14 protein-coding genes and 1 tRNA gene are annotated in these 16,174 nt (G+C 74.5%); 2 read left to right on the top strand and 13 right to left on the bottom strand.

The genetic code is table 11. From position 1 onward, the window contains the following. Nucleotides 1-90 precede the first annotated feature (90 nt). From I598_RS16955 to argS, 12 genes are all read right to left on the bottom strand, one after another. Nucleotides 91-567: a hypothetical protein gene (locus I598_RS16955; protein ID WP_068204454.1), complete on the bottom strand. Its 477-nt coding sequence runs from the start codon at nt 565-567 to the stop codon at nt 91-93. Beyond that, complete coding sequence (locus tag I598_RS16950; protein ID WP_083973454.1) at nt 521-1,762, bottom strand: glycosyltransferase family 4 protein; 1,242 nt, start codon at nt 1,760-1,762, stop codon at nt 521-523. Before I598_RS16950 ends, I598_RS16955 begins: the two co-directional genes overlap by 47 nt. Then, a complete protein-coding gene (locus tag I598_RS16945; protein WP_232314209.1) occupies nt 1,759-2,418 on the bottom strand; it encodes an L-threonylcarbamoyladenylate synthase in 660 nt (219 codons plus the stop codon). Before I598_RS16945 ends, I598_RS16950 begins: the two co-directional genes overlap by 4 nt. Continuing rightward, the gene (prmC, locus tag I598_RS16940) at nt 2,415-3,329 is read right to left on the bottom strand and encodes a peptide chain release factor N(5)-glutamine methyltransferase (RefSeq protein ID WP_068204452.1); all 915 of its coding nucleotides are present in this window, start codon (nt 3,327-3,329) and stop codon (nt 2,415-2,417) included. Before prmC ends, I598_RS16945 begins: the two co-directional genes overlap by 4 nt. Beyond that, nucleotides 3,322-4,413, bottom strand: a complete 1,092-nt coding sequence (prfA, locus tag I598_RS16935) for a peptide chain release factor 1 (RefSeq protein ID WP_068204449.1) — start codon at nt 4,411-4,413, stop codon at nt 3,322-3,324. Before prfA ends, prmC begins: the two co-directional genes overlap by 8 nt. A 175-nt stretch (nt 4,414-4,588) precedes the next feature. Continuing rightward, on the bottom strand, nt 4,589-4,801 hold the full coding sequence (gene rpmE / locus I598_RS16930; RefSeq protein WP_068204446.1) for a 50S ribosomal protein L31: 213 nt from the start codon (nt 4,799-4,801) through the stop codon (nt 4,589-4,591). Between the two features lie 131 nt (nt 4,802-4,932). Then, nucleotides 4,933-6,816, bottom strand: coding sequence for a transcription termination factor Rho (gene rho / locus I598_RS16925; RefSeq protein WP_232314378.1), 1,884 nt, complete (start codon nt 6,814-6,816; stop codon nt 4,933-4,935). Nucleotides 6,817-7,106: 290 nt separating this feature from the next. Next, on the bottom strand, nt 7,107-8,036 hold the full coding sequence (thrB, locus tag I598_RS16920) for a homoserine kinase (RefSeq protein ID WP_068204441.1): 930 nt from the start codon (nt 8,034-8,036) through the stop codon (nt 7,107-7,109). 1 nt (nt 8,037) lies between these two features. Continuing rightward, nucleotides 8,038-9,144, bottom strand: a complete 1,107-nt coding sequence (thrC, locus tag I598_RS16915) for a threonine synthase (protein WP_068204438.1) — start codon at nt 9,142-9,144, stop codon at nt 8,038-8,040. Nucleotides 9,145-9,146: 2 nt separating this feature from the next. Beyond that, nucleotides 9,147-10,517 (bottom strand): homoserine dehydrogenase, encoded by a 1,371-nt coding sequence (locus tag I598_RS16910; RefSeq protein WP_068205403.1) that lies wholly within the window; start codon nt 10,515-10,517, stop codon nt 9,147-9,149. Between the two features lie 124 nt (nt 10,518-10,641). Next, nucleotides 10,642-12,024 carry a diaminopimelate decarboxylase gene (gene lysA / locus I598_RS16905; protein WP_418268515.1) on the bottom strand — a complete coding sequence of 461 codons (1,383 nt, stop codon included), beginning with the start codon at nt 12,022-12,024 and terminating at the stop codon, nt 10,642-10,644. A 35-nt stretch (nt 12,025-12,059) separates the two neighbouring features. After that, nucleotides 12,060-13,727: an arginine--tRNA ligase gene (gene argS / locus I598_RS16900; protein WP_068204437.1), complete on the bottom strand. Its 1,668-nt coding sequence runs from the start codon at nt 13,725-13,727 to the stop codon at nt 12,060-12,062. Between the two features lie 119 nt (nt 13,728-13,846). On the opposite strand from argS, the gene I598_RS16895 reads away from it, so the two are divergent. Beyond that, nucleotides 13,847-13,922: transfer RNA gene (locus I598_RS16895), tRNA-Arg, on the top strand. A 62-nt stretch (nt 13,923-13,984) separates the two neighbouring features. Next, a complete protein-coding gene (locus I598_RS16890; protein WP_157557287.1) occupies nt 13,985-14,545 on the top strand; it encodes an STM3941 family protein in 561 nt (186 codons plus the stop codon). Nucleotides 14,546-14,564: 19 nt separating this feature from the next. Here the strand turns inward: I598_RS16890 and I598_RS16885 are convergent, their stop codons facing one another. Beyond that, nucleotides 14,565-16,103, bottom strand: coding sequence for an MFS transporter (locus I598_RS16885; protein ID WP_083973450.1), 1,539 nt, complete (start codon nt 16,101-16,103; stop codon nt 14,565-14,567). Nucleotides 16,104-16,174: the final 71 nt, after the last annotated feature.

Below are 16,174 nucleotides of genomic sequence, written 5' to 3'. Positions count from 1 at the left end.
CTCGCACAGCGGGTGCCGCCGTGCTGTGAGGTCCGGACGGGCCGGACCCGGCCCCGCGGCGCACGTCGGGTGCGCCCCGGGCACGTCCGATCAGGGCTGGACGTACGGCATCCGGCTGTCCCGGACCGCCTGGTAGTCGAGCAGCGCCGAGCCGATCGCGCCGATCGCGAGGACGACGAACAGCACGTACGGGTCGTAGAAGTCCATCCCGCGCAGCACGACGAGGACGATCAGCAGCACGACGATCTTGGCCATCCAGGCCCCCATCACCACGCCGGCCATCGCCGTCGGCGACTTCCCGACCGTGCGCTGCATCGACCAGATGGTCGTCGCGCAGAAGAACGCCGCCAGGGCGGCCCCGACGAGAGCTCCCCACAGGCCCGCCGTACCGGCCACCAGGAGGCCCACCGCCCCGCCGACGACCACCAGGGCTCCCACGAGCAGCAGGGTCGACCGCATGGCGCGGCGCAGCATGGCGCGCTCGTGCGCGTGCACCTCCTCGTGGGTGCGACCGGTGGGCTCAGCGGGTTCGTCCGGCTGCGCCGGGACGGGGTGCGGATCGGTCATGGTCCGGCTCCTTGTCAGGGTCAGAAGGGGTCGGGCGGGTCAGGACGTCGACGGTCGCCGTCGGGAACGTGCCCGAGGCGACGTCGTCGTCGAGGAAGCGGCCGCGCGTGCGCAGTGGCCCCAGCGTCAGGACCAGCGCGACGACGATCGCGACCACCAGCCAGGTCAGGACGACCTGCCAGCGCCAGCGGACCAGCGCGGCGGTGCCGAACGCGAAGACGGCCGTCCAGACGTAGAGGATGAGCACCGCGCGGCGGTGCGAGTGGCCGAGCGCGAGCATGCGGTGGTGCAGGTGCATGCGGTCCGGGGCCATCGGCGACTTGCCCGCCGCGAGCCGGCGGACGACCGCCAGGGTCATGTCGAGCAGCGGCAGCAGCACGACGGCCAGCGGCAGCAGCAGCGGGATGAACAGCGGCAGGCGCTGCGCGCCGCTGACCGCGTCGGTCACCGTCGCGTCGATCTGCCCGGTCACGGAGATCACCGCGCCCGCGAAGACCAGGCCGAGCACCATGGACCCGGAGTCGCCCATGAAGATGTGCGACGGATGGAAGTTGTGCGGCAGGAACCCGAGGCAGACACCCACCAGGATCGCCATGATCATGGTCGCGAGGCTCGCGAAGTCCGTCGGGCTGGCCTGCTGCGTCAGCGAGTAGGTGTAGAGGAAGAACGCGACGCCGCCGATCGCGACGATCCCCGCGGCGAGGCCGTCGAGCCCGTCGACGAAGTTCACCGCGTTCATCGCCACCACGACGACGAGCACCGTGACGAACAGCGACAGGCGCGCCGACGGGATCGTCAGGCCTCCCGGCGTCGGCAGCGACGTCAGCTGCACCTGGTTCAGCGCCATGAAGCCACCCGCCAGGATCTGGCCCGCCAGCTTCGTCATCCAGTCCAGGTCCCAGACGTCGTCGGCCCAGCCGAGCAGGCAGACGATGACGGCGCCGCCGACGATGCCCAGCACCTGCGGCTCGTCGAAGACGGGGCCCAGGAACGGCATCTGCGAGGCGAGCAGCGCGGCCACGACGAGGCCCAGCAGCATCGCGAGGCCGCCCAGGCGGGGCGTCGGCAGGACGTGCACGTCCCGGGCCCGGACGGCGGAGATCGCGTTCGTGCGGCGGGCCACCCACCGGGCGCCGGGGGTGGCCAGGTACGTCACCGCGGCGGCGACGAGCATGAGGAGCAGGTAGGCCCTCACCCGGCGGGCTCCTCGTCGGCGCCGAGCACGGGGGCGACCTCGCGCAGCGCCTCGAGGGAGATCGCGCCCGTGCGGACGACGCGCAGCTGCTCACCCGTGGCGTCGACGATGGTGGAGGCCACTCCCCCGGGCGCCGTGCCGCCGTCGAGGTAGCACGCGACCGGGTCGCCCAGCTGCTCGACGGCGTCCGCCACCTCGACGGCCGCCGGGCTGCCGGTGCGGTTCGCGCTGGAGACCGCCATCGGGCCGGTGCGGCGCAGCAGCGCCAGCGCGGCGGGGTGGTCGGGCATGCGCAGCGCGACCGTGCCGTGGGTCTCCCCCAGGTCCCAGTGCAGGGACGGCTGGGAGCGCAGGATGATGGTGAAGCCTCCCGGCCAGAACGCCTCCACCAGGGCGCGCGCCTCGTCGGAGACCTCCGTGGCCAGCCCGTCCAGGGTGCGCACGTCGGGCACCAGGACCGGCGGCGGCATCTGCCGGCCCCGGCCCTTGGCGGCCAGGAGCGCGGCGACGGCGTCCGCGTCGAAGGCGTCGGCGCCGATGCCGTAGACGGTGTCGGTGGGAAGGACGACCAGCCCGCCACGGGAGATCGTGTTGACCGCCTCGTCGAGAGCGGGTCCCCAGGTGTTCGGGTCGGTGGCGTCGTGCACGCTGCTCACACGCCGCAGTCTTTCACGTCCACCCGCATGATCGGTGCCCGCGCGACCACCATCCGGTCCCGACCGGTGAGGTCGCGCAGCGTCACGGGGTCCACGAGGCCCGCCGCGGCGGCCGTGCGGCGCGCGCCTTCTGCCTGCACCTCCGCGTGCTCCATGACGAACAGCCCGCCGGGACGCAGGAGGCGTGCCGCCGCGGCGGCGATCCCTCGCGGCACCTCGAGACCGTCCGGGCCGAGCCCGTACAGGGCCACGGCCGGGTCGTGCCGCGCCACCTCCGGATCCTGCGGGACGGCGTCCGACGGGACGTACGGCGGGTTGGACACGACGACGTCGACGGTGCCGTCGAGCGCGCCCAGCGCGGTGCGGGCGTCCCCACGCACGAGCGCGACGACGTCGCCGTGCGCGCCGACGTTGCGCGCCGCCCAGCCGTGCGCCGCGGCGTCCAGCTCGACGGCGTGCACGCGCGCCCCCGGGACCTCCGTGGCGACGGCCAGCGCGATCGCCGCGCTGCCGGTGCACAGGTCGGCGACGAGCGCCGCGCCGTGCGCCGCCACGACGGCCGACGCCTCGTCGATCGCGACCTGGGCGACCTGCTCGGTCTCGGGACGCGGGACGAACACCCCGGGCCCGACGGCGAGCTCGAGGTGCCGGAACGGCGCCAGCCCGGTGAGGTGCTGGAGCGGCTCACGCGCCGCGCGCCGGGCGACGAGCCGCCCGAACGCCGCCGCGTCGTCGGCGTCGACGACCGGGGCGTCGAGGATCGCGCGGTGGCGCACGTCGGCGCGCGGCACGCCGAGCACGTGCGCGAGCAGCAGCTCGGCGTCCGGGCGGGGCGACGGGACGCCCGCCGCGCCCAGCACGCCGGTGGCGTCCCGCAGCAGCGCCGCGGGGCGGGCGCCGCCGTCAGGCATCGCCCGCGGCGGCGAGCCGTGCCGCCTCGTCGGCGTCGATCGCCGACTGCACCACCGGGTCGAGGTCCCCGGCGAGCACCTGGTCGAGGTTGTACGCCTTGTACCCGGTGCGGTGGTCGGCGATGCGGTTCTCCGGGAAGTTGTACGTCCGGATCCGCTCACTGCGGTCGACCGTGCGCACCTGGGACCGGCGCACGTCCGCGGCGGCGGCCGCCGCGGCCTCCTGCTGCGCCGCCAGCAGGCGCGCGCGCAGCACCCGCATCGCCTGCTCCTTGTTCTGGAGCTGCGACTTCTCGTTCTGCATCGACACGACGAGGCCGGTGGGCACGTGGGTGATGCGCACCGCGGAGTCGGTGGTGTTCACCGACTGGCCGCCCGGCCCCGAGGACCGGTAGACGTCGATGCGCAGGTCGTTCTGGTCGATCTCGACCTCGCCCGGGTCGTCGACCTCGGGCAGCACCAGCACGCCCGCGGCCGACGTGTGGATGCGGCCCTGCGACTCGGTGACCGGGACACGCTGCACGCGGTGCACGCCGCCCTCGTACTTCAGGCGGGCCCACACCCCGTCGGCGGGGTCGGTGAGGCTGCCGCGCGTCTTCACCGCCACCTGGACGTCCTTGTAGCCCCCCAGCTCCGTCGCGTTGGACTCCAGGACCTGCGTGGCCCAGCCGCGCCGCTCCGCGTAGCGCAGGTACATGCGCAGCAGGTCGCCCGCGAACAGGGCGGACTCGTCGCCGCCCTCGCCGGCCTTGATCTCCAGGATGACGTCGCGCCCGTCGTCGGGGTCCTGCGGCACGAGCACCCGGCGCAGGTGCTCGGCGGCGGCCGCCGCCTCCTGCTGCAGGGCGGGCAGCTCGGCCGCGAACGACGCGTCCTCGCCCGCCAGCTCCGCGGCGGCACCCGCGTCGTCACGGGCGGACTCCCAGGACCGGTAGGCGCCGACGACGCGGTTCAGCTCCGCGTACCGGCGACCCAGCGTGCGGGCACGGCCGGCGTCGGCGTGCACGGACGGGTCGGCCAGCGCCCGCTCGATCTCGGCATGCTCGGCGAGCAGCGGCCGGGCCACTGCGAAGTCCTCGGTCACGTCTTCTCGCTCCCTCGCTCGCCGGCCGGTCGAGGTGACCGGCCGGTGCCGCCGTCGGCGACGTCCTGGCCGCGCACCGCGCGACCGTCGGGTGCAGACACGACAGCGCCGGCGGTCCGGCGTCCGACTGCCCCTGGAGAGGTTGTCGGGCGGACCACCGGCGCTGCCGGGGGTGCTAGCTGGACTTCTTGCCGTAGCGCGCCTGGAAGCGGGCCACGCGACCACCGGTGTCGAGGATCTTCTGCTTGCCCGTGTAGAACGGGTGGCAGGCGCTGCAGACGTCGGCGCTGATCTTGCCCGACTTCTCGGTGCTGCGGGTCACGAAGGTGTTGCCGCAGGTGCAGGTCACCTCGGTGACGACGTACTCGGGGTGGATACCGGACTTCATGATGCTCCTTGGGGTGATGCCTCCGGGTCGCCTCACAGGACCGCGAGCCGTGAACCGGAAGCCGACGAACCATTGTGCCAGAACGCCCGGTCGCGCGGAACGATTCCCGCGACCGGCCGTTGTGACGTGCGTCAGATCGTCTCGCCGGGGCGGTCGGTGGTCAGACCGGCCGGCGTCGTCTTCTGCACCTGGAGGAGGAACTCGACGTTCGTGCGGGTGTCCTTCAGCTTGCCGAGCAGCAGCTCGATCGCCTGCTGCTGGTCGAGGGCGCCCATGACGCGGCGGAGCTTGTAGACGATGCCCAGCTCGTCCTTCGACATGAGGATCTCCTCGCGGCGGGTGCCGGACGCGTTGACGTCCACCGCCGGGAAGATCCGCTTGTCGGCGAGGTTGCGGGACAGCCGCAGCTCCATGTTGCCGGTGCCCTTGAACTCCTCGAAGATCACCTCGTCCATCTTCGAGCCCGTCTCGACGAGCGCGGAGCCGAGGATGGTCAGCGAGCCGCCGTTCTCGATGTTGCGGGCGGCACCGAAGAAGCGCTTCGGCGGGTAGAGCGCCGCCGCGTCCACACCACCGGACAGGATGCGGCCCGACGCCGGCGCGGCCAGGTTGTAGGCACGCGAGAGGCGGGTGATCGAGTCGAGCAGCACCACGACGTCCTGGCCCAGCTCGACGAGACGCTTGGCGCGCTCGATCGCGAGCTCGGCGACGACCGTGTGGTCCGACGCGGGGCGGTCGAACGTCGAGGCGATGACCTCGCCCTTGACCGTCCGCTCCATGTCCGTGACCTCTTCGGGCCGCTCGTCGACCAGGACCACCATGAGGTGGACCTCGGGGTTGTTCGACGTGATCGCGTTGGCGATCTGCTGCATGATGATCGTCTTGCCGGCCTTGGGCGGCGCGACGATGAGGCCGCGCTGGCCCTTGCCGATCGGCGCGACGATGTCGATGACGCGCGGCGTCAGGCGGGTCGCCTCGGGGTTCTCCAGGCGCAGCCGGTCCTGCGGGTACAGCGGCGTGAGCTTGTTGAACTCGGGACGCTGCCGCGCCTCGTCGGGCACCATGCCGTTGACGGTGTCCAGGCGGACCAGCGCGGCGAACTTGCCGCGCGGGTTCTTCTGCGAGCCCCCGGTGAGCGGCTCCTCGCCCTCGCGCGGCTGGCGGATCGCGCCGACGACCGCGTCACCACGACGCATGCCGGCCTTCTTGACCTGGTTCATCGTCACGTAGACGTCGTTGGCGCCCGGCAGGTAGCCGCTGGTGCGCACGAACGCGTAGTTGTCGTGGATGTCGAGGATGCCGGCGACGGGGATGAGGACGTCGTCCTCACGGACCTCGACCTCCTCCACGCCGACGTCCGGGGCGCCGGGGCGGCCGCCGCGGTTGCGCTTGCGGTCCCGACCACGGTCACGGCCGCGACGGCGGCGCGAGCCACGGTCGTCGTCCCGCAGGCCCTGGCCGCCCTGCTGGTTGCCGCCCTGGTTGCCCTGGCCGGACTGGTTGCCCTGCCCGCCCTGCTGGTTGCCGGACTGCCGGCCGTTCTCGCGGTCGCCGGAGCGCTCGTCCCCGTCCTGCGGGTGGCGGCCGGCGCCCTGGTCCTGGCGCGGGCCCCGCTCGCGCGGTGCGGCCACCGCCTCGGCCAGCTCGGCGAGCCGCGCCTCGCGCTCCTCGCGCGGCGGGGCCTGCCGCTTCTGCTGCTGCTCGCCGGAGGCGCGCCCCTCGGTCGCGGCCGCCGGCGCGTCGCCGGTCGGCCGGACGGCGCGCCGCTGCCGGCGCTGTGGCGCCTCGGTGGCGGCGTCGGTCCGCAGGGTCGGTGCCTCGGCGGTGGCCGCGGCGACCGGCGCCACGGCGGGCTCGCTCGTCGCACGGCGGCGCGGGGCGGAGCCCTCGGCCGGCGCGGAGGACGAACCCCCGCGACGCGAGCGGATCGCGTCGGCGAGGTCGCCCTTGCGCATGCGGCTGGTTCCCTTGACGCCCATCTCGGACGCCATGGCCTGCAGCTCGGCGAGCTTCATCGAGCTGAGGTTGTCGGTGCTGTTCGTCACGAAGGACCCTTCCCCCTCGTCTGCGGTCCTGGGGATGCTCCCGTCAGGACCGAGTGATGGCGGCCGGGTGCAGGTGCGACCCGGACGCGAACCTCACATCAGTGGTACGACGACGTCGGCTGACGGGGTTGCTGGCAGCCTTCGGCAGGCACGTGGGAGGCGCTGGAGCTGCCGCCGCGGGCCGGACCCCTCGGTCCGTCTGCCGCGCGCGAAGGCGCTGCACGAGCGGGGAGTGTGCCGTCATGGTCGGTCCCGAAGGCTCAGGCCATGCTATCACTGCTGGACGTCGCCCCGGTCCTGTCGATCCCGGGGCGGACGGCGCGCCACCCGGCGACCGCGTCCACGGTGTCCGCGAGCACCGCGTCCAGCGCCTCCGCCTGTGCGGGCGTGGTCAGGACCAGCACCGTCGGACCGGCACCGGAGACCGTCGCGGCGAGCCCGTGGCCCCGCAGCGTGCGCACCAGCTCGGAGGTCCCCGCCATGACGCCCGCCCGGTAGTCCTGGTGCAGGCGGTCCTCGGTCGCGTCCAGCAGGAGCTCGGGGCGCCGCGCGAGCGACTCCACGAGCAGGGCGGCCCGACCCGCGGTGAACGCCGCGTCGCCGTGCGGGACCTGCGCCGGCAGGACGCCGCGCGCCCGGCTGGTCGCGAGCCGCACGTCCGGCACGAGCACCGTCGCCGAGATGCGCGGGTCGATCTCCAGGTCGACGGCCCGCGGGCCCTGGGCACCGATCCAGGCGACCGTCGCGCCGCCGCGCAGCGCCGGCGCGGCGTTGTCGGGGTGCCCCTCGAACTCCGTCGCGACGCGCAGCATCGTGGCGAGGTCCAGCGCGCCCGGGTCGGCGAGCAGGCCGCGGGCCGCCACGATCCCCGACACGACCGCCGCGGCCGACGACCCCAGCCCGCGACCGTGCGGGATGCGGTTCACGCACCGCATGTGCAGGCCCGTCAGCGGCGCCCCCGCCAGCTCGAGCGTGTGCTGCAGCGCCCGCACCACCAGGTGGTCGGCGCCGCCGGGCACCTCCCCCGCCCCCTCGCCGACGACCTCGACCGTGATCTCGTCGCTGGCGACGAGCCGCACCTCCACCTCGTCGTGGATGCCGAGCGCCAGGCCCAGCGCGTCGAAGCCCGGCCCCAGGTTGGCGCTGGTGGCGGGGACGCGGACGTGGACGCGGTCGGCGCCGAGCCTCATGTCACTCCAGCCCGAGGGCGTCCGCGACGGACACGACGTCCGCCGACACGCGCGTCGGGACGACGTCGCCGCCGTCCGGCGTGCGCAGCGCCCACTGCGGGTCCTTGAGGCCGTGGCCGGTGACGGTCACGACCACGCGCGCCCCGGCGGGGACCAGGCCGCGCTCGGCGCGGGACAGCAGGCCGGCGACGCCGGCGGCCGACGCGGGCTCGACGAACACGCCGACCTCGGCGGACAGCACGCGGTGCGCGGCGAGGATCTCGTCGTCCGTCACGGCCTCGATGACGCCGCCGGACTCGTCGCGCGCGGCCTCGGCCTGCGCCCACGACGCCGGGTTGCCGATGCGGATCGCGGTGGCGATGGTCTCGGGGTCCACCGGGTGGCCCTTGACGATCGGCGCGGCACCCGCGGCCTGGAAGCCCCACATCGCGGGGGTGCGGGTCGCGACGGCGACCGGCGCGGCCCCCGGGCCGGACTCGCTGGTGGCGATGCCCGCGTACTCCCGGTAGCCCTTCCAGTAGGCCGTGATGTTCCCGGCGTTGCCGACCGGCAGCGCGTGGATGTCGGGGGCGTCGCCGAGGGCGTCCACGACCTCGAACGCCGCCGTCTTCTGACCCTCGATCCGGTCGGGGTTCACGGAGTTGACCAGCTCGACCGGGTACGCCTCGGCGAGCTTGCGGGCCACGACCAGGCAGTCGTCGAAGTTGCCGTCGACCTGCAGGAGCCGGGCGCCGTGCGCCACGGCCTGGCTGAGCTTGCCCATGGCGATCTTGCCGTCCGGGACGAGCACCGCGCACACCATGCCGGCGCGCGTCGCGTACGCCGCCGCCGACGCCGACGTGTTGCCCGTGGAGGCGCACACGACGACCTTCGCGCCGCGCGCGGCGGCCGCGGACATCGCGGTCGTCATGCCGCGGTCCTTGAACGAGCCGGTCGGGTTCATGCCCTCGACCTTGACGAAGACCTCCGCGCCCGTGCGCTCCGAGAGCACCGGGGCCGCCACGAGCGGCGTGCCGCCCTCGGCGAGGGTCACGATCTTCTCGGTGAGGTGCGCGGGAAGACGGTCGGCGTACTCGGTGATGACACCCCGCCACTGGTGGGCCGGCATGCTCAGACTCCCTCGACTCGCAGGACTGACGTGATCCGCTGGACGGGCTCGAGCCCGGCCAGCGCGGCGACGGTGGCCGCCAGCGACGCCTCGCGCGCCGCGTGGGTGGTGAGGACGAGGTCGGCGACGGGCTCCGCCGTCGTCTCCGGACCGGCGCCGTGGACGGCCTCCGCCACGTGGGCGGGCGGGTGCGCGACGGTCTGGCGCACGGTGTCGATGGAGACGCCGTGGTCGGCCAGCACCCCGGCGACCTGGGCGAGCACGCCCGTGTGGTCGTCGACCCGCAGCCGCACCTGGTAGCGCGTCACGGCGGCGTCCGCGGGCAGCACCGGGAGCGACGCGTACGCCGACTCGTAGGAGCCCTTGCCGCCCGTGAGGCGGTCACGGGCCACCGAGACCAGGTCACCGAGCACCGCGGACGCCGTCGGACGCCCGCCCGCACCCTGCCCGTAGAACATGAGGGGGCCGGCCGCGGCGGCCTCGACGAACACCGCGTTGAAGGCGCCCCGCACCGCCGCCAGCGGGTGCTCCGCCGGGACCAGCGCCGGGTGCACCCGCACCGACACGCCCTCGGCGGTGCGCTCGGCGATGGCGAGCAGCTTGACGACGTGACCCGTCCGCCGCGCCCACTCGACGTCGTCGGCGGTCACCGACCGGATGCCCTCCCGGGCCACCTGGTCGAGGGAGACGCGGGTGTGGAACGCGAGCGACGCGAGGATCGCGGCCTTCGCCGCCGCGTCGAACCCGTCGACGTCGGCGGTGGGGTCCGCCTCGGCGTACCCGAGCTCCTGCGCCTGCCGCACGACGTCGTCCAGGTCGAGGCCCTTGGTGGCCATCTCGTCGAGGACGTAGTTGGTGGTGCCGTTGACGATGCCCAGGACCCGGGTCACGTGGTCCCCCGCGAGGGACTCGCGCACGGGCCGCACGATGGGGATCGCGCCGGCGACGGCGGCCTCGAAGGCGATGTCGACCCCGGCGGCGTCGGCGGCCTCGAACAGCAGCGGCCCCTGCTCGGCCAGGAGCGCCTTGTTCGCCGTCACCACGCCCGCGCCGTTCGCGATGGCGCGCAGGATGAGGCTGCGGGCCGGCTCGATGCCGCCCATCAGCTCGACGACGAGGTCGGCGCGGTCCACGAGGGACTCCGCGTCGTCCGTGAGGAGCTCGGCGGGCACGCCGGCACGGGGGCGCGTCACGTCGCGCACGGCGACACCGACGAGCTCGAGCGGGGCACCGGTGCGGGCGGCGAGGTCGTCCGGGTGGTCGAGCAGGACGCGCGCCACCTCGGTACCGACGACCCCGCAGCCCAGGAGCGCGACGCGCAGCGGACGCACGGCGTCCGACGGGACGGGTGCGCTGGCGGCAGGAGCGGACACGAGGTTCACCTTCCGGGTCGGGGGACGGACGTCAGGATAGCCGCGCGGGCGGGCCGCGGGCCCGGCCGTCCCGCATGGTGACGGGCCCGTCGCCGCCGCCGGTCCGACGGCGGCAGGCCCGGCGTCAGCCGAGGTCGAGGCCGAGCAGGTCGTCGAGGGTCTCGCGCCGCACGAGGACACGCGACGTCCCGTCCACCGCGGCAACGACGGGCGGGCGCGTCAGTCCGTTGTAGTTCGACGCCATCGAGCGGCCGTAGGCGCCGGTCGCGGCCACGGCGAGCAGGTCGCCCGCGCGGACGTCGCCCGGCAGCATGACGCGGTGCACGACGATGTCGCCGCTCTCGCAGTGCTTGCCGACGACGCGGGCGAGCACGGGCTCGGCGGCGGACGCGCGGCCGACGACCTCGGCGTGGTAGTCCGCGCCGTACAAGGCCGGCCGGATGTTGTCGCTCATGCCGCCGTCGACGGACACGTACAGGCGGGTGAACGTGCCGTCGTCGTCGGACACCGTGACGGGCTTGACCGTGCCCACCGTGTAGAGCGTGAGGCCGGCGGGCCCGACGACCGCCCGGCCCGGCTCGACGGAGATGCGGGGCAGCGGGGTGCCGAGCTCGGCGCACACGGACGCGACCGACGCGGCGATCTCGCGTGCCACGGGGGCGGGCTCCAGGGCCTGCTCCCCCGGCAGATAGGCGATGCCGTAGCCGCCGCCGAGGTCCACCTCGTCGACGAGCACGCCGGTGCGCGCCGCCAGGTCGGCCCGCAGCCGCAGGACGACGCGCGCCGCGGCCTCGAAGCCCGACGGCTCGAGGATCTGCGAGCCGATGTGCGAGTGGATGCCGAGCAGCCGCAGCGACGGACGCGCGACCACGGCCTCCAGCGCGGCCGTCGCCGGGGACGTGCCGTCCGGGCCCGCCGCGACCGACAGGCCGAACTTCTGGTCCTCGTGCGCCGTCGAGATGTACTCGTGACCGCCCGCGTGCACGCCCGTGGTGACGCGCACCATGACCGGCGCGACGACGCCGCGCTCCGCCGCGAGGTCCGCGACCCGCTCCACCTCGACCAGCGAGTCGACGATGATCCGGCCGACCCCCGCGTCCAGCGCGGCGGTGATCTCGGCGTCCGACTTGTTGTTCCCGTGCAGGCCGATCGCCGCGCCCGGCACGCCCGCGCGCAGCGCCACGGCGAGCTCGCCGCCCGAGGCGGTGTCCACGCACAGGCCCTCGGAGCGCGCCCAGCGCGCCACCGCGACGGTGAGCAGCGCCTTGCCCGCGTAGTAGACGTCGACACCCGTGCCGACCTCCGCGAAGGCCGCCTCGAACGCCGTCCGGTAGGCGCGCGCCCGGGCTCGGAAGTCCGCCTCGTCCAGCACGTACGCCGGGGTGCCGTGCTCGGCCGCGAGCGCGGTCACGCCGACGCCCGCCACCTCGACCTCGCCGTCGGGCCGCCGACGCACGCCCGACGACCACGGCGCGCCGGCCGCGCCCGGGCCGCCGGTGGGCAGCACGGCGGCGTCCGTCGTCACGCCCTCGGCACCGGCGCTCACATCCGCTCCGGGGCGGTGACGCCCAGCAGGTCCAGGCCGTTGGCCAGGACCTGGCGCACGGCGTCGTTGAGCCACAGCCGCGTGCGGTGGGTGTCGGTGACGTCCTCGTCGGGGAACGGGGTCACGCGGCACTCGGAGTACCACTTGTGGTAGTCCGCGGCGAGGGACTCGAGGTAGCGCGCCACGCGGTGCGGCTCCCGCAGCTCGGCGGCCTGCGCGACGATCCGCGGGAACTCCGTGAGGCGACCGATCAGCGCGGCCTCCGTCTCGTGCGTGAGCAGGGACGGGTCGAACGCGTCCGAGCCGTCCGGCAGCGCGCGCGCGACCGCGCGGTCGGCGGCGTTGCGGTCCACCGCACAGGTGCGCGAGTGGGCGTACTGCACGTAGAAGACGGGGTTGTCGTTGCTCTGCTTGAGCAGCTCCTCGCCGGACAGCGACAGCGGGGTGTCCGCCGGGAACCGCGCCAGGGAGTAGCGCAGCGCGTCCGAGCCGATCCACTCGAGCAGGTCGTCGAGGTACAGCGCGTTCCCGCGCCGCTTGCCCATGCGCTCGCCGCCGATGTTGACGAGCTGGCCGATGAGCACCTCGATGTTCGTCTCCGGGTCGTCGCCCGCGCACGCGGCGATCGCCTTGAGGCGGTTGATGTAGCCGTGGTGGTCCGCACCGAGCAGGTAGATCTTGCCCGGGAACCCGCGGTCCTTCTTCGACAGGTAGTAGGCGGCGTCCGCGGCGAAGTACGTGGGCTCGCCGTTGGCCCGGATCATCACGCGGTCCTTGTCGTCGGCGAAGTCCGTGGTCCGCAGCCACACCGCGCCGTCCTGGTCGAACACGTGACCCTGCTCGCGCAGCCGCGCGACGGCCTGGTCGACGGCACCCGACTCGTGCAGGGTGCGCTCGGAGAACCAGGTGTCGAAGTGCACGCCGAACCCGTCGAGCGTGCGGCGGATCGCGGCGAGCTGCGCGGCGTAGCCGGCCTCGCGGGCGACGACGACGGCCTCCTCCTCGGGCAGGTCGAGCAGGTCCGGGTGCTGGGCGAGGACCTCCTGGGCGCGCTCGATCACGTACTCGCCCGGGTAGCCGTCCTCCGGGGCCTCCTCGCCCCGGGCCCGGGCCAGGACGGAGCGGCCGAACTTGTCCATCTGCGCGCCGGCGTCGTTGATGTAGTACTCGGCGGTGACGTCGGCTCCCGCGGCACGCAGGATCCGCGCCAGCGCGTCGCCGAGCGCGGCCCAGCGGGTGTGGCCGATGTGCAACGGGCCCGTCGGGTTCGCCGAGATGAACTCGAGGTTGTGCACCTGCCCGGCCAGGGCGTCGGAGCGCCCATAGGCGTCGCCCGCCGCGACGATCGTGCGCGCCAGCTCGCCGGCCGCACCGGCGTCGAGCGTGATGTTGAGGAAGCCCGGCCCGGCGACGTCCACGGCCTTGACGCCCGGCGTCGCGCCCAGGCGTGCGGCGAGGTCCTCCGCGAGCGCGCGCGGCGTCGTGCCCGCCTTCTTCGCGAGCTGCAGCGCGACGTTGGTGGCCCAGTCGCCGTGCTCGCGCTGCCGAGGTCGCTCCACGTGGACCGACGACGGGACGTCGTCGGCGGGCAGGGCGAGGGTGCCGTCGGCCACGGCCGAGGCAAGGGCAGCGCTGAGTGCTCGGGAGAGCTCGTCGGGGGTCACCCGGCGATTCTATCGACCCGGCGGCGGCCCCCCGCCCCGGTTTACCGACCAGCGGACCGTCGGTGGTAGTCTCGGTGATCGTGCCGCGACGTCACTCCTGGTGACGGATCCGGCACCGCGCGCCTGTAGCTCAGTGGATAGAGCGTCTGCCTCCGGAGCAGAAGGTCGGGGGTTCGAGTCCCTTCAGGCGCACCAGCACGACGGCCCCCGGTCCCACGGACCGGGGGCCGTCGTCGTCCGCCACTATGCTGCGGGCCATGACCTCCGGCGCCGGCATCAGCTTCCCGCTCTCCAGGTCGCGCGCCGTGCTGGTGGTCCTCGGGTCGCTCGCCTTCGTCGCCGTCGGCGCGCTCCTGTTCACCCAGAGGGCCGACCGGCCCCTCCTCGGCGTCGTCGGGGTGCTGGCGGTCGTGACCTTCGGGGTGGCGCTCGCCCTCGGCGTCGCCCAGCTCCTGCGGCGCGACCGCACCGCTCTCGCCTTCGACGCCGAGGGATTCACGGACACCTCCGCGCCGACGGCCGTGGGCCGGGTGGCGTGGGCGGAGACGACCGGCCTGCGCACGGGCACGTTGCGCGGGCAGCCGCTCGTCGTCGTCGACGTGGTCGACCCCGACGCCGTCGTCGCACGCCTCGGCTCGGCGGCGCGACGCTCGAGCGCCCGGGCCAACACACGTCTCGTGGGCTCGCCCGTGTGCCTCTCGGCGAGGAACGTCGCCGCGACCGAGGCCGAGGTGCTGGACGCCTTCGAGCGCTTCGGGGCGCTCCGGCCCGGACACCCGCGCGGACCGGGCGCGGACGCCACGACGCGAGGTACCTGACGGGCGGTGTGCCCCCTCCTCAGCGGGCGGTGGCCGGCACCGCGTCGAACGGCAGCTCGGCGACATCGAGCCGGGGGTTGTCGTCCTGGGTGCGGACCAGCTCGGCAGCCTCGTCCTCGCTGTCGACGGCGGGCATGGAGCCCGGCAGCGGGCGTCCGGCGCTCTCGCGCACGAACCCGACCGTGACGGCACCGACCACGGCGAACGCCATGAGGTAGTAGGCGGGCGCCAGGTCCGAGCCCGTCCCCTGCGTGAGCGCCTCGATGATCAGCGGAGTCGTGCCGCCGAACACCGCGAGCGCCACGTTGTACGCGACGCCCATCGATCGGTAGCGCACGGCGGTGGGGAACATGGCGGGCAGGGTCGCCGCCTGGACCCCCACCATGCACGCGACGGGCAGCGCCATGAGGACCAGCCCCAGGAGCGTGGACCACACGTGGCCGGCCGCGAGCAGCAGGAAGGCGGGCAGGGCCAGCACGAGCAGGGAGCCCGAGCCGAACCAGAGCAGCGGGCGGCGGCCGAACCGGTCGCTGAGGGGCCCCGCGACGAGGATCAGGCCGGTCATGAGGACCAGCACGGGCACGGTGAGCAGGGTGCCGTCGACGGGGTCGTAGCCGAGGGTGTCCGTCAGGTACGTGGGCATGTAGCTGGTGAGCGCGTACCCGGCGGTGTTGGCGACGGCGACGAGCGCCATGGCGACGAGGACGGGGCGCCACTGCGAGCGCAGCGTCGTGGCGCCGGCGGCGGCCTCGCGCGGCTGCCCGGCGTCCTGCGCCGCGGCCCGCTGCGCCTCGAAGGCCGGGGACTCCTCGACCTTGAGGCGGAACCACACGGCGAACGCGCCGATGGGTCCCGCGACGAGGAACGGGATGCGCCAGCCGCCGTCGAGCATCGCCTGCTCGCCGAGGGTGATCTGCAGGACCGTCACGACGACGGCGCCGAGGGCGAACCCGAGGTAGCTGCCGACGTCGAGGAACGCGGCGGCCCAGCCGCGGCGGCGGTCGGGGGCGTGCTCGGCGACGAAGGTGGTGACGCCGGCGTACTCGCCGCCCGTGGAGAACCCCTGGGTGATCTTGAGCAGCACGAGCAGCACGGGCGCGGCGGCGCCGATGACGCCGTAGGTGGGCAGCAGCCCGATGAGGAACGTGGAGCACGCCATCGTCACGAGGGTGAACGACAGCACCTTCTGCCGCCCGACGCGGTCGCCGATGCGACCGCAGACGATGCCGCCGAGCGGGCGGGCGACGTAGGTCGCGGCGAACACGCCCAGCGAGAAGAGGATCTGCACGCCGGAGGACGCGGCGGGCAGGAACACGGCACCCATCGTGACGGCGAGGTAGCCGTAGATGCCGACGTCGTACCACTCCATGAGGTTGCCGACGGCGGTGCCGCCGATGGTCCGGCGGAGCGTGCCGCCGTCGACGACGGTGACGTCCTGCGCGCGCAGGCGGCGTCGGGGTGCGGCCCGACGTGTCCCGGTGGCGGGGTCGGTGGCCTGGTCGGCGGCGGGCGCGCCGGTGCCGGGCGCAGGCGGGCGAAGGTGCGGGGCGAGAGTCATGCGTCCTTCCGTGGCCGGGGCGGGGAGCCCTGGTGGCTCCCGGCCGGTCGACCCGTGAGAGGCGGCCGGGA

This window comes from Isoptericola dokdonensis DS-3 (assembly GCF_001636295.1).
GTDB classification, from domain to species: Bacteria; Actinomycetota; Actinomycetes; order Actinomycetales; family Cellulomonadaceae; genus Isoptericola; species Isoptericola dokdonensis.
Note: the sequence above shows the minus strand (reverse complement) of the source record. Positions and strands in the feature narration are given on the sequence as shown.